Source organism: Luteimonas arsenica, from assembly GCF_004352825.1.
Classification (GTDB): domain Bacteria; phylum Pseudomonadota; class Gammaproteobacteria; order Xanthomonadales; family Xanthomonadaceae; genus Luteimonas; species Luteimonas arsenica.
Genome location: NZ_SJRW01000002.1, coordinates 957,863 through 971,763, shown reverse-complemented (window position 1 = coordinate 971,763; position 13,901 = coordinate 957,863). Strand labels below are relative to the sequence as shown.

At 70.8% G+C, this 13,901-nt stretch carries 12 protein-coding genes; 2 read left to right on the top strand and 10 right to left on the bottom strand.

All coding sequences use genetic code 11. From position 1 onward, the window contains the following. Positions 1 to 93: 93 nt before the first annotated feature. Positions 94 to 816, top strand: a complete 723-nt coding sequence (locus tag E2170_RS12125) for a response regulator (protein WP_165942227.1) — start codon at positions 94 to 96, stop codon at positions 814 to 816. Here E2170_RS12125 and recO read toward each other — a convergent pair. From recO to rpoE, 9 genes are all read right to left on the bottom strand, one after another. Then, positions 792 to 1,550, bottom strand: a complete 759-nt coding sequence (recO, locus tag E2170_RS12120; protein WP_133000879.1) for a DNA repair protein RecO — start codon at positions 1,548 to 1,550, stop codon at positions 792 to 794. The genes E2170_RS12125 and recO overlap by 25 nt on opposite strands. 56 nt (positions 1,551 to 1,606) lie before the next feature. After that, positions 1,607 to 2,533: a GTPase Era gene (gene era / locus E2170_RS12115; protein ID WP_133000878.1), complete on the bottom strand. Its 927-nt coding sequence runs from the start codon at positions 2,531 to 2,533 to the stop codon at positions 1,607 to 1,609. Beyond that, positions 2,530 to 3,210, bottom strand: coding sequence for a ribonuclease III (gene rnc / locus E2170_RS12110; protein WP_133000877.1), 681 nt, complete (start codon positions 3,208 to 3,210; stop codon positions 2,530 to 2,532). Before rnc ends, era begins: the two co-directional genes overlap by 4 nt. Continuing rightward, the gene (locus E2170_RS12105; protein ID WP_133000876.1) at positions 3,197 to 3,577 is read right to left on the bottom strand and encodes a DUF4845 domain-containing protein; all 381 of its coding nucleotides are present in this window, start codon (positions 3,575 to 3,577) and stop codon (positions 3,197 to 3,199) included. Before E2170_RS12105 ends, rnc begins: the two co-directional genes overlap by 14 nt. Positions 3,578 to 3,640: 63 nt before the next feature. Beyond that, on the bottom strand, positions 3,641 to 4,432 hold the full coding sequence (gene lepB, locus E2170_RS12100) for a signal peptidase I (protein WP_133001194.1): 792 nt from the start codon (positions 4,430 to 4,432) through the stop codon (positions 3,641 to 3,643). Between the two features lie 40 nt (positions 4,433 to 4,472). Next, a complete protein-coding gene (lepA, locus tag E2170_RS12095; RefSeq protein ID WP_165942251.1) occupies positions 4,473 to 6,266 on the bottom strand; it encodes a translation elongation factor 4 in 1,794 nt (597 codons plus the stop codon). A 187-nt stretch (positions 6,267 to 6,453) separates the two neighbouring features. After that, positions 6,454 to 7,968, bottom strand: coding sequence for a Do family serine endopeptidase (locus E2170_RS12090; protein WP_133000874.1), 1,515 nt, complete (start codon positions 7,966 to 7,968; stop codon positions 6,454 to 6,456). A 106-nt stretch (positions 7,969 to 8,074) separates the two neighbouring features. Next, positions 8,075 to 9,217 (bottom strand): sigma-E factor negative regulatory protein, encoded by a 1,143-nt coding sequence (locus tag E2170_RS12085; protein ID WP_165942226.1) that lies wholly within the window; start codon positions 9,215 to 9,217, stop codon positions 8,075 to 8,077. A gap of 2 nt (positions 9,218 to 9,219) precedes the next feature. Further along, a complete protein-coding gene (rpoE, locus tag E2170_RS12080) occupies positions 9,220 to 9,834 on the bottom strand; it encodes an RNA polymerase sigma factor RpoE (protein WP_133000872.1) in 615 nt (204 codons plus the stop codon). Between the two features lie 201 nt (positions 9,835 to 10,035). Between rpoE and E2170_RS12075 the strand changes: the two genes are divergently transcribed. After that, complete coding sequence (locus E2170_RS12075; RefSeq protein WP_133000871.1) at positions 10,036 to 12,090, top strand: 3-hydroxyacyl-CoA dehydrogenase NAD-binding domain-containing protein; 2,055 nt, start codon at positions 10,036 to 10,038, stop codon at positions 12,088 to 12,090. Positions 12,091 to 12,132: 42 nt separating this feature from the next. On the opposite strand, the gene E2170_RS12070 is transcribed toward E2170_RS12075, so the two are convergent. Continuing rightward, positions 12,133 to 13,833: a tetratricopeptide repeat protein gene (locus E2170_RS12070; RefSeq protein ID WP_133000870.1), complete on the bottom strand. Its 1,701-nt coding sequence runs from the start codon at positions 13,831 to 13,833 to the stop codon at positions 12,133 to 12,135. Positions 13,834 to 13,901: the final 68 nt, after the last annotated feature.

Sequence of the window (13,901 nt, the reverse complement as noted above, 5' to 3'; positions counted from 1 at the left end):
GTCGCAGAACCCCGCCCCTCTTCCCTGCTGCGCGGCACGGGTAAGATCGGCACCGGCATGGCTGCCAGAATCGCGACAGGACGATACGCACCGATGAAGCCCCGCATCCTGCTGGTCGAGGACGACCAGACCACCGCCGCCTTCCTCGCCGCCGCCGCGGAAGCCTTGCCGGCGGCCGTGGACATCGCCGCCTCATGCGCGGCCGCACGGGTCCAGGCTTCGAACATCGCCTACTCTCTGTGGCTGGTCGATGCCCACCTGCCCGACGGCACCGGCGCCGGCCTGCTCCATGAACTGCGCGGGCTAGGCATGAGCACCCCCGCGATCGCGCACACCGCAGCCCGCGACGGCGAGGTACACCAGACGCTGCACGATGCCGGCTTCGAAGCGGTGCTGGTCAAGCCACTGGCCGCAGCCGCGCTGCGCGCTGCGCTGGCCGGGGCGCTGTCGGGGCGCATGTCCTCGCGCGTGGCGGAGTCTGGCCTTTCCGAAGCGGCGTCCGCTGACGCGATACCGGCGACCTGGGACGACGCGGCGGCGCTGCGCGCGCTCAACGGCGCGCGCGCGCACGTGGACGCGCTGCGCCAGCTGTTCATCGACGAACTGCCGGCCGCACGTGGCCTGGTCGTGGCCTCTGCGCGCAGCGGCAACCATGACGCCCTGCGTGGTGCCCTGCATCGCCTGCGCGCAAGCTGCGGTTTCGTGGGTGCCGCACGGCTGGAACAGGCGGTGGTGGCGCTCCAGGATGCGCCGGCCTCTGCCGCCGCGCTGGCCGCTTTCGACGCCGCGGCTCAGGAACTGTCGCCGCCGGACTGAGGCGGCATCGCCGCCCGGGCCACGCGGCCCAGGTCGCCCAGCAGCTGCCAGGACGCGAGCGGCCGCCCGCCGAGGTGGGACTCGAGCACCTCCCGCAGCACGCGGCGCAAACCGCCCAGGTCCTCGACAGGCGGTGCCTCGTCCGCCGCCAGCGCCAGCAGGGCGCGGCCGGTGGCGCTGCGTTCGCGTTCGCCGCCGCGCTCCCCGCGCACACGCACCGGGCCATGGCCGGGGTCCAGGCGATAGCGTGCCGCAGGATCCACCGGCTCACCGTCGCCCTCGTGCGCATAGTCCAGGCCGACGCCGGTTGCATCCAGCAGGTCGCGCTCGAAGCGGCGCAGGGTCCAGGCCAGGGACGCGCCCTCGCCCAGGCGGGCGCGCAGTTCGCCGTAGGCGGCATAGAGTTCGGGCAGCGGGTCCTGGCGCGGCGCCAGGCGCAGCACGAGTTCGCTGGCGTAGAAGCCCGACAGCATGGCCTCACCCTGCAGCCGCGGCGCGGCATCGAGCGCCTCGACCGTGTTCAGGTGCGCCAGTTCACCGCGCTGCACGGCGTCGAAGCGGACGTGCTGCAGCGGCTGCAGGGCCGCCCGAAGCGCCTGCCGCTTCGGCCCACGCACGCCGCGCGCGACCAGGCCCATGCGGCCCTGCCCTTCGCACAGCACTTCGACCAGCAGGCTGGTCTCGCGCCAGGGCCGGGCGTGGAGGACGAACGCATGCTCACCGACAATCCGCATACAGCCACTCCGGGTCGAACCCGTCAGGAGCGGTCACCGCGGCTCCTGCGTCGGGCTTACTGGTCGTAGCCGAAGCTGCGCAGCGCGGCCTCGTCGTCGGACCAGCCGGCGCGCACGCGCACGAAGGTTTCCAGGAACACCTTGCTGCCGAACAGGCGCTCCATCGACATCCGCGCCTTGGTGCCGATCTCGCGCAGGCGGGCGCCGCCCTTGCCGATCACGATCGCCTTCTGGCCGTCGCGCTCCACCCAGACCACCGCGCCGATGCGCAGCAGCGGGCCGGACTTCGAGACCTCCTCGCTGAAGGATTCGATCTCGACCGTGGTCGCATACGGCAGCTCGGCGCCCAGCTGGCGCATCAGCTGCTCGCGCAGCAGTTCGGCGGCGAGGAAGCGCTGGCTCTTGTCGGTGATCTCGTCCTCGTCGAAGGCCGGCTCGCCCTCGGGCACCAGCGCCAGCAACTCGGCCACCAGCGCATCCAGGCCGGTGCGCTTGAGCGCCGACACAGGATGCACGCCGGCGAACTCGCGGCCCTCGGTGGCCTGCTGCAGGTAGGGCAGCAGGCTGGCCTTCTCGCGGATGCGGTCGACCTGGTTGACCACCAGCACCACCGGCACATTCGCTTCGCGCAGGGCCTCGTAGGCCAGCGTGTCCTCCTCGTCCCAGCGCCCGGCCTCGACCACCAGCACCGCGGCGTCCACGCCTTCCAGTGCGCCGCGCGCGGCACGGTTCATCGCCCGGTGCATGGCGGTGGCCGACTGCTGGCTGCGCTGGCCGCGGTGGATGCCGGGCGTGTCGACCAGCTGCAGCTGGCCACCGGGGAAGGTGGCGATGCCCAGCAACCGGTGGCGCGTGGTCTGCGGGCGGTTGGAGACGATGCTGACCTTGGCGCCGACCAGCGCGTTGACCAGGGTGGACTTGCCGACGTTCGGCCGGCCGACGACGGCGACCGCGCCGCTGCGGCTGGCGGCTGGGGTGTTCATGGCTTCGCGGTTTCCAGTTGGGACAGGATCGCCGAGGCGGCCTCCTGTTCGGCGGCGCGGCGGGAGCTGCCGCTGCCTTCGGCCTCGAGCGCGGGCTCGGCCAGCTGGCAGCGGACGTGGAAGGTCCGGGCGTGCTCCTCGCCGCTCTCGGACAGCAGTTCGTAGACCGGCAGCGGGCGCTGGCGCGCCTGCAGCCACTCCTGCAGCCGGGTCTTGGGGTCCTTGCCGATGCCACCGGCGGGCAAGGCATCGATATGCGGCCCGAACCAGGGCAGCACCGCCGCACGGCAGGCATCGTAGCCGGCATCGAGGTAGATCGCGCCGACCACGGCCTCCAGCGCATCGGAGAGGATCGAATCGCGGCGATGGCCGCCGGACTTCATCTCGCCCGGCCCCAGCGTGATGCGGGCGCCCAGTTCGAAACCGCGTGCGATCCGCGCCAGCGAGGATTCCCGCACCAGCTCGGCGCGTGCGCGGGTCATCGCGCCCTCGTCGGCCTTTGGCCAGCGCAGGTACAGGGCCTCGGCGACGACCAGGCCCACCAGGGCGTCGCCGAGGAATTCCAGGCGTTCGTTGTGCGGTGCGCCGGCGCTGCGGTGGGTCAGCGCCTGGGCCAGGAGCGCGGGATCGCGGAACACGTAGCCCGCGATGCGCGCATCGGCATCAGTCGACCGCACCGGTCCTGGTCAGCATCTGCGTGGAGTCGAACCTGCCCACGACGTCCAGGTTGGCGATCAGCGGCTTGCGCACCTCGTACTTCACGTCCATCTGCCAGCCCGCGCCTACGCGCTTGAACTTGACGTGCTCGGGCTTCACGTTCGACGAGTAGCTGATGTTGAGCCGGCGGAAGAACAGGTCCTGGATCTTGCGCGGTTCGGTGTTGGCGATGCCCGGCTCATTGGCCAGGCCCTTCATCGCCGAACGCACGCTGTAGTACTCCGAGTACATCGGGAACAGCTTCATGCCGACGTAGGCGAACAGACCCACCACGCCCAGCACGATGATGAACCCGAGCAGGGTGATGCCGCGTTGTGAATTCCTCATAACCCCTCTCCCCTCGATCCCCGATGCAATGGTCATTGTGCGCCAGGCCGCGGCCCGGCGGTATTACAGGCGGGTGCCGATGCGGTTGAAATCGATGCCGCCGGCGGCGCCGTCGAAGTTCATCCACACCAGGAACGCCTTGCCGCGGAGCTGGGTCTCCGGCAGCGTGCCCCAGAAGCGGCTGTCGTCGCTTCTATCACGATTGTCGCCCATGACGAAATATTCCCCCTCGGGCACCGTCCACTCGCCCACGCCGTGGCCGGCGAACAGCGGGCTGTCGATCTCCAGTACCTCGTGGCGGGTGCCGCCCAGGTCCTCCGCCAGCAGGCTGGCGCCGGACATCTCCTCGCCGCGGCCCTTGCCGACGTACTCGCCGATGGGCTGGTAGGCCGAGGCCTCTCCGTTCACATACAGCACGTTGTCGCGGTAGGCGATGCGGTCACCCGGCAGGCCGACCACACGCTTGATCCAGTCCTGGTCGGGATGCTGCGGCGGCCGGAACACCGCCACGTCACCGCGCTCGGGCAGGCCGATCTCGACCACCTTCCGGTTGTTGACCGGCAGGCGCAGGCCGTAGGCGTACTTGTTGACCAGGATGAAGTCGCCGATCAGCAGCGTCGGCATCATCGAGCTCGACGGGATCCGGAACGGCTCGGCCACGAAGCTGCGCAGCACCAGCACCACCGCCAGGATCGGGAAGAAGGCCTTGGCGTAGTCGACCACGACCGGGTCGCGGCCCTCGTCGAGCAGGCCGGCGCGCGCCTTGCGCGCCTTTGCAAAGAACAGCCGGTCCAGCAGCCAGATGATGCCGGAGGCGAAGGTCAGGATGACCAGGCCGAGTTCGAACCACTTCATCATTCAAGCACCTCGTCGGCACCGCGCCGGGCGGCCGCCATCACTTGTTGTCCACCTGCAGCACCGCGAGGAAGGCTTCCTGCGGGATCTCGACGCGCCCGACCTGCTTCATGCGCTTCTTGCCTTCCTTCTGCTTCTCCAGGAGCTTCTTCTTGCGGCTGATGTCGCCGCCGTAGCACTTGGCCAGCACGTTCTTGCGCAGCGCCTTGACCGTGGTGCGGGCGATGATCTGCGAGCCGATCGCGGCCTGGATGGCCACGTCGAACTGCTGGCGCGGGATCAGGTCCTTCATCTTCTCGGTCAGCTCGCGGCCGCGGCGGTCGGCGTGGCTGCGGTGGACGATGATCGACAGCGCGTCGACCTTGTCGCCGTTGATCAGCGTGTCCACGCGCACGAAGGGACCGGCGTCGAAGCGCAGGAAGTGGTAGTCCAGCGAGGCATAGCCACGGCTCACCGACTTCAGCTTGTCGAAGAAGTCCAGCACCACTTCCGCCATCGGCAGTTCGTAGCTGATCTGCACCTGGCTGGCGAGGTACTGGATGCCGATCTGCATGCCGCGCTTGTCCTCGCACAGCTTGATGATCGCGCCGATGTAGGCCTCGGGAGTGAGGATGTTGGCGCGGATGATCGGCTCGCGCACTTCATCGACCTGGTTGACCGGCGGCAGCTTGGCCGGGTTGTCCAGTGGCATCACTTCGCCGTCGGTGCGCAGTACCTCGTACACCACCGTGGGCGCGGTGCTGATCAGGTCGAGGTCGTACTCGCGCTCCAGGCGCTCCTGCACGATCTCCATGTGCAGCATGCCGAGGAAGCCGCAGCGGAAACCGAAGCCCATCGCCTCCGAGCTTTCCGGCTCGAAGCGCAGCGCGGCGTCGTTCAGGCGCAGCTTGTCCAGCGCCTCGCGCAGGTCGGGGTAGTCCTCGGCATTGACCGGGAACAGGCCGGCGAACACGCGCGGCTGCATCTCCTGGAAGCCGGGCAGCGGCTTCGGCGCCGGATCGCCGGAGAGCGTGAGCGTGTCGCCGACCGGCGCGCCATGCACGTCCTTGATCGATGCGGTGATCCAGCCGACCTCGCCCGCCCGCAGCGCCGGCAGTTCCTTGCGCTTGGGCGTGAACACGCCGACCTTGTCGACTTCGTGGGTGCGGCCGGTCGACATCACCAGGATCTTGCTCTTGGCCTTGATCTCGCCCTGCATCACGCGCACCAGCGAGACCACGCCCAGGTAGTTGTCGAACCAGGAGTCGATGATCAGCGCCTGCAGCTTGTCGGTATCGCGCGGCACCGGCGGCGGGATGCGGTGGACGATGGCCTCCAGCACCTCCTCGACGTTGAGGCCGGTCTTGGCGCTGACCGCGACCGCGTCGCTGGCGTCGATGCCGATCACCGCCTCGATCTCGGCCTTGGCGCGGTCGATGTCGGCCGTGGGCAGGTCGATCTTGTTGAGCACCGGCACCACTTCCAGGCCCTGCTCCACCGCGGTGTAGCAGTTGGCGACCGACTGCGCCTCCACGCCCTGGGCGGCGTCGACCACCAGCAGCGCACCCTCGCAGGCGGCCAGCGAGCGGCTGACTTCGTAGCTGAAGTCGACGTGGCCGGGGGTGTCGATGAAGTTGAGGTGGTAGGTCTCGCCGTCGCGCGCCGTGTACGGCAGCGACACCGACTGGGCCTTGATGGTGATGCCGCGCTCGCGCTCGATCGGGTTGTTGTCGAGCACCTGCGCTTCCATCTCGCGCGCGGTCAGGCCGCCGCAGATCTGGATGATGCGGTCGGCCAGGGTCGACTTGCCGTGGTCGACGTGGGCGATGATGGAGAAGTTGCGGATGTTCCGCATCGATTCGGGGGGCATGGGCGGCAGTCGGGGGCCGGATTCCGGCGGGGCTTGAGCGAACGGGATATTGTCGCACAGGCTTGGGAGGGTGCCCTGGTGGGGGATGGCGGCGGGGTTGCCCCCATCCCCCCGCTGCGCGGGTACTTTCCCCGCTTTGCGGGGAAGGGTTACCGCAGGGCCTTGCCGGCCGCTACTTCGTCTCTTCCCGCGGCGTCACCGCGATGAACTGCGTCCCGCCGCTGCGGTTGCGCACCAGCAGCATCACCGTCTGGCCGGCCTTGACCTTGCCCAGCTCGCGGTCGAGCTGGGCCGGATTGGCCACGGTCACCCGGCCGACCTGCAGGATCACGTCGCCCGGCTGGATGCCGGCACTGCGCGCGGCCAGGCCCTCGACGCGGGCCACAGCCACGCCTTCGTCGGGCTTGAGGTCGAGGCGGCGGCGCTGCTCGGCGCCGAGTTCGCTGCCGACGATGCCCAGCGGATTGCTCTGCTGCGCGGCCGGGGCCTGCCGGGCCGGCCGTGGGCCGGTGGCGGCCAGGCCTTCATCGAGCTCGGTCAGGGTCACGGTGATGTCGCGGGTGCGGTTCTCGCGCCAGACCTTCAGGCTTACCCGGCTGCCCGGCGCCTTGGCGCCGATCATCGGCGGCAGGTCGCTGGACTGGTTGATGCGGACGCCGTCGACCTCGCGGATCACATCGCCGCGCTCGATGCCGGCCTTGTCGGCGGCGCCGTCGGGGATGACGTCGACCACCAGCGCGCCGCGGGTATCGGGCAGCCCCAGGCCCTTGGCCTCTTCGGGGCGGATCTCCTGCACCTGCACGCCCACCTGGCCGCGGCGCACCTGGCCGGTGGCCTTGAGCTGGTCGGCGACGTTCATCACCACGTCGATCGGGATCGCGAAGCTCACGCCCATGTAGCCGCCGGAGTTCGAGAAGATCTGCGAATTGATGCCGATCACTTCGCCGCTGGTGTTGAGCAGCGGACCGCCGGAATTGCCGCGGTTGATCGCGACGTCGGTCTGGATGAAGGGCACGTAGCGCTGGTTCGAGTAGCGATTGGCGCGGCCCACGGCGCTGACGATGCCCGCGGTGACCGACTGGTCGAACCCGAAGGGAGAGCCGATCGCCACCGCCCATTGGCCGGGCCTGACGCCGTTGGCGTCGCCGGCGCGCAGGAACGGCAGGCCGCTGGCGTCGATCTTGAGCACGGCCACGTCCGATTGTTCGTCACTGCCGACCACCTCGGCGTCGAAGCCGCGACGGTCAGGCAGGGTCACCCGCACCTCGCTCGCACCGTCGACCACGTGGTGGTTGGTGATGACGTAGCCATCGGCCGAGATCAGGAAGCCGCTGCCCATCGACACGCCGCCACGGCCACCCGGATCCTGCGGCACACCCGGGAACGGCGAGCCCGGGCCGAAGAAGCGGCGGAAGAACTCCGGCATCTCGTCGGGCAGTTGCTGCTGCGCCTGGCGGTTGCCACCGCGCGGGCCGATGGTGACCTCGATGTTGACCACGGCCGGGGCCACGCGCTCGACCAGGCGGGTGAAGTCTGGCAGCCCGGTGACCAGCGGCGCCGCCGCGGGCGCGGTGACCGCGGAGGCGGCCTGGTCCTGCGACTGTGCGGTGGCGGCGGGGACCACGACGGCGGCGGTGCCCGCGGCGGTGAGGGCGACCAGGGCGAGGGCGAAGGCAGGTGTTTTCATCGGCAGTCGGGTCTCGGCAAAACGGAACTCCGGGGGGCCGGAGTCATGGTGACGGAAGGGATCCGGCCAGCGGCCGGCTGGCACCGGGGCGCGGTGCGGGAGGGAGTTATCGGGTGCCGGAGGGATCCGGCCGCAGCCCGGCGGAATCTCCGGCGTCCCCGGCAGCAGCGCCCTGTACCGGGACGTGTCCGGCTGGAGCATCCGGCCGCGGCACGGCGGCCCCACCCGCCTCCAGCCTCGGCTGGAAGGGCGCGAAAGCCTCGGACTGCGGCAGGCCGTAACCGGCCGCGAACGGCTGCGAGGAACGCGTCAGGCCGGGAAGCACCGCACGCGGCCAGGGCCGCGAGGCCGCGGCCGGCAGCGCGCCGAACAGCGCATCACCGTCGACGGCGCCCGCAGGCACGCCGGCCAGCGCCGGCAGATCGCTGGAGGCGGCAGCCACGGCTGCCGGTGCAGGCGCCGGGATGGCCTGGATGGCCGGGCGTGGCGGCGCGGCGGCCACGGCCACCCGGGCCGGGGCCTCCGCAGTGGCCTGGGTGCGCCTCAGGGCCGCACGCTGCGACTGGCTGCGGGTGCTGCCGCGCTCGCCTGTGCGGCGTGGGACTTCGGCCGCGGCGATCACCACCGGCGCGGCCGCAGCCAACAGGCCGGGAGCAACGCCGCCACCGTCCGCCGGCTGCGGGGCCGGATCCGGCGGTGTCGTCGCAGGCATGGCGACGTCGCCGGCATCGGCCAGCACGTTCGTCGGCCCGCTTTCCACCAGTACAGGCGCCGCGCTCATCGCGCTGGCGGCCTCGACCCGCTCCGGCGACTGCGCATCGGGCAGCTGCCGGGCCATGAACAGGGCCACCAGCGCGACCGAGGCGGCCAGCGCGCCGCCACCCCAGCGGAGCAGGCGGTGCGGGCGCTGCAGCGCGTCCTGTCGCCCGGCCCTGGTGGCTTCGACCGCCGTTGCGGCCGACGCCGGACCGGGCACGGCGATCGCCGCCGCGACCCGACGGGAGAAGTCGGCGGGCAGCAGCGCATGGCCGCGGCCGCGGAGCACGTCGCCGCAGACCTGCCAGCGCTCCCAGCACGCGGCCAGTTCGGCGTCGTGCTGCAGCCGGCGCAGCATGAAGCGCGCCTGGTCCGGAGACAGCTCGCCGTCCAGCATCGCCGACAGCTGCCGGCGGTTGTGGGCATAGAGCTTGTCCGGCGGCGCCGGTTCGAAGTCGATGTCGATGTCGTCGTGTTCCTGGGTCATCTTCATGCTCATCGCGCCGCGCGTTCGGGCGCCGCTGGAGTGTCCATCAATGGCTTGAGCTCGACGTCGATCGCCTCGCGGGCGCGGAAGATCCGCGAGCGGACGGTGCCGATGGGGCAGTCCATGCGGGTGGCGATCTCCTCGTAGCTCAGGCCCTCGACCTCGCGCAGGGTGATGGCCGTGCGCAATTCTTCGGGCAGTGCTTGGACAGCACGCAGCACCGTTTGTTCCATCTGCTGCCGCATCAGTTCGCGTTCGGGCGTGTCGTGGTCGCGCAAGCCGGTGGCGGAATCGAAATGTTCGGCGTCCTCGACCTCGATGTCGTCGGTGGGCGGACGGCGGTTGCTGGCGACCAGGTGGTTCTTCGCGGTGTTGACCGCGATCCGATGCAGCCAGGTGTAGAACTGCGAATCGCCGCGGAAGTTGCCGATCGCGCGGTAGGCGCGGATGAAGGTCTCCTGGGCGACGTCCTGGCACTCGCTCCAGTCCTGCACGTAGCGCCCCACCAGGGCGGCCACGCGGTGCTGGTACTTGCGCACCAGCAGGTCGAAGGCGGCCATGTCGCCGCGCTGCACGCGGCGGACGAGGTCCTGGTCAAGCTGGTGGCTGTCGATTTCGGCCATCGGCCGGTGCTCTCCTGGGGAACCGGCCCACGGGACCGGGAATCTGACCTTCACACGGACGGAAAGTTCCGGCCTGCAGGATCATCTGGGGCCGGGTCCGGCCTCCCGCAAGCCGCGGCGCCCCCGACGGGGCGGCATTTGACGCGGGCGAAACGGACTCTGGATCATAGGCAGCTTCCCATACCCTGACGGATGTTCCGCATGATTGCTGGCCTCGACGGTCTGCGCTTCAGCCACTGGCAAGCCGAGCAGCGCCCGGACGGCGTCGTCCTGCTGACGTTCGACCGCGCCGGCGAGTCGGTCAACACCTTCGCCCAGGAGGTGCTGGTCGAGCTCGACACCCTGCTCGAGCGCCTGGCGCTGGATCCGCCGAAGGCGCTGGTGCTGCGCTCGGGCAAGGCCAAGGGCTTCATCGCCGGCGCCGACATCCGCGAATTCGCGGAGTTCGACGCCAGGGGCACCATCGGCGACACCATCCGCCGCGGCCAGCAGGTGTTCCAGCGCCTGGCCGACCTGCCCTGCCCCACCGTGGCCGCGATCCACGGCTTCTGCATGGGCGGCGGCACCGAGATCTCGCTGGCCTGCCGCTACCGCATCGCCAGCAACGATCCGTCCACGCGCATCGGCCTGCCCGAAGTGAAGCTGGGCATCTATCCCGGCTGGGGCGGCAGCGTGCGCCTGCCGCGCCTGGTCGGCACGCCGGCGGCGATGGACATGATGCTGACCGGGCGCACGCTTTCGGCCTCGGCCGCGAAGGCGATCGGCCTGGTGGACAAGGTGGTGGAGCCGGCCCAGCTCATCGATTCGGCGTCCGAACTCGCGCTCAAGGGCACCGAGCGGCCCTTCCGCCAGCGCTTCATGGGCTGGATCACCAACACCTGGCCGGCGCGGCAGTTGCTGGCACCGATGCTGGTCAAGCAGGTCGCGCGCAAGGCGAGGAAGGAGCACTACCCCGCGCCCTACGCCCTGATCGAGACCTGGCGCCGCACCGGCGGCGGCATCCAGAACCGGCTGGCCGCCGAGCGCAAGTCGGTGGTGAAGCTGGCGGGCACGCCGACCGCGCGCAACCTGACGCGCGTGTTCTTCCTGCAGGAACACCTCAAGGGCCTGGGCGGCAAGGACAGCGGTATCCAGCGCGTGCACGTGGTCGGCGCCGGCGTGATGGGCGGCGACATCGCCGCCTGGTCGGCGCTGAAGGGCTTCGAGGTCACGTTGCAGGACCGCGAGCAGGCCTACATCGACAAGGCCCTGGCGCGCGCGGGCGAGCTGTTCGCGAAGAAGGTGAAGATCGATGCCGAACGGCCGAAGGTGGCCGCGCGCCTGAAGTCCGACCTGGCCGGCGACGGCGTGGCCGATGCGGACCTGGTGATCGAGGCGATCATCGAGCAGCCCGAAGCCAAGCGCTCGCTGTACGCGGGCATCGAACCGAAGCTCAAGGCCGATGCGCTGCTCGCCACCAACACCTCCTCGATCCCGCTGGACGAGCTGCGCGCCGGTCTCGCGCGGCCGGCGCAGTTCGCGGGCCTGCACTACTTCAACCCGGTGGCGCTGATGCCGCTGGTGGAGATCGTGCGCCACGACGCGATGGACGCCGACACCGAGCGCCGCCTGGCCGCCTTCTGCAAGGCGATCGACAAGCTGCCGGTGCCGGTGGCGGGCACGCCGGGCTTCCTGGTCAATCGCCTGCTGTTCCCCTACATGCTCGAGGCCGCGACGGCCTACTCGGAAGGCATCCCCGGCGCCGTGATCGACCGGGCCGCGGTGAAGTTCGGCATGCCGATGGGCCCGATCGAGCTGATCGACACCGTCGGCCTGGACGTGGCCGCGGGCGTGGGCGCGGAGCTGGCGCCGTTCCTCGGGCTGCCGATCCCGCCCTCGCTGTCCACGCCGCCGGAAGCCGGCAGGCGCGGCAAGAAGGACGGCCAGGGCCTGTACACCTGGGACAACGGCAAGCCGAAGAAGCCTGAGGTGCCGAAGGACTACAAGGCCCCGGCCGACCTCGAGGACCGCCTGATCCTGCCGCTGGTCAACGAGGCCGTGGCCGCGCTGCACGAGGGTGTTGTCGCCAACGGCGACCTGCTGGATGCCGGCGTGATCTTCGGCACCGGCTTCGCCCCGTTCCGCGGCGGCCCGATCCAGTACGTGCGGGAATCGGGCGCTGAGGCGCTGCTGCTGCGCCTGAAGGCCCTGCAGGCCGCCCACGGCGACCGCTTCGCGCCGCGTCCGGGCTGGGACTCCCAGGCGCTGCGCAAGTAGCGCCCCCATCCCCGCCGTGCGGGGAAGGGGTCGCGGACTCGATCAGAGACGCGAGCTGCTGAGCTCGATGTCGGCGTTCCGCCAGGTCTCGGCGAACAGGCGCTGCGCATCGGCCGCTTCCCGTCCCTTGCGCTGCGCCTCCAGGCTCTTCGCCAGGCCGAACAGCGACCAGCCATTGCCGGGATTGCGATCGAGTTCCTCGCGGTAGACGGCCTCGGCCTCCGCCGGCCGGCCCGCAGCCAGGAGCACCGCGCCCAGCGAATGCCGCACCGGCGCGTGCCAGCCCGGCGGCTCGTCGTAGGGAATGCCGTCCTCGATCACCACCGCTTCGCGGAGCGCGGCGACGGCCGCGTCGTGGTCGCCGCGGGCGGCCGCGAGTTCGGCGGTCAGCGTGCGCTCGGCGATCCTGGCCGCGTACGCCAGCGGGTAGCGGTCCCAGACGGTGAGCTCGTCCATCGCCGGATCGGCGGCGAGCGGCCGCAGCGCGGCGAGGTGCCCGTCGGCATCGTCCAGGCGCGACTGCCGCAGTGCGGCCATGCCCTGCGCGTAGTGCCAGATCGCGGTGACGTACGGCAGGTCTTCGGCCGGATTGGACGTGGAGGCGATCTCGTCCCAGCGGCCGAAGCGCACGCGGTCGAACCAGGGCGTCATCCAGTAGTGCTGCAGGCCCGCGAAACCCCGCTCGCGCATCAGCTCCGGCAGGTCGGTGCGCTCGGCGGTATGCCTCGCGGCCTCGCCGGCCAGGGTCGCGCTGCCCTCCATGCTCGCCGCGAACCAGAGGAAATGGTGGTTGTGCGGCACGTAGCCCAGCGGATACACGCCCTGCGCGTTGCCGCGGCAGAGGGCGAGGTAGGCGTCGTCGGCCTCGATCGCGCGCTGATTGGCGATCACCGCGTCGTGCCAGCGCCCGACCCGCGCGTAGATGTGCGCCGGCATGTGCACCAGGTGGCCGGAGCCGGGCACCAGTTCGCGCAGGCGGTCGGCCGCGGCGACGCCGCGCTGCGGATCGGCCGAGGCCTCGACCGCGTGGACGTAGAGGTGCAGCGCGCCCGCATGGTCGGGGTTGCGCGCGATCACGGACTCCAGGCCCTCGATGACTTCCTTCGTGTGGCCCTTCGGCCGCAGCGCCTCGTCGTAGTAGTCCCAGGGCTGCAGGTCCATCAGCGCTTCCGCGTGGAACACGACGGCGTCGGGGTCGTCGGGGCGTCGTTCCACCAGCACGCGCGTGGCCGCGGCATAGGCCTCGTCCAGCGCACGGCGATCATCCGGCGGCTGCGCCGCGTAGCGCGCCGACAGCGCCTCGATGAAGGCCCGTTCGCGCTCGCTGGCGCCAGGCGCAAGTTCCATCGCGCGCTGCACGCGACCCCAGGCGTCGTCGTTGTCGGCCGGATCCATCGCGGCGTTGACGTGCGGTCCCAGCACCAGGGACGCGCCCCACCAGCACATGGCGCAGTCCGGATCGAGCTCGGCGGCCTTGAGGAAGGCGCGCTCGGCGGCGTCGTGGTTGAAGCCGTACGTGAGTGCCAGGCCCTGGTCGAACCAGCGCTGGACTTCGGGATGCCTGCTGGTGACCGGGAAGCTGTAGTCGCCGAGCCCGTCCAGCAGCACGGCGCCGACGAGGGCCATTTCAGGGCTTGAGACCAGCGGTTCGGCCGATGCAGGCGACTGCTGCCTGCAGGCGGTGGAGACGAGCGCCAGCGCGGCGATGCCGCATGACAGGCAGGCGATTCGGGGGATGCCCATGGCCGGATCGGGAAGCAGGGATGGCTTCCGATGGAACGCGTGAGGGGGTGGGGAGCGGACAGGAAGGT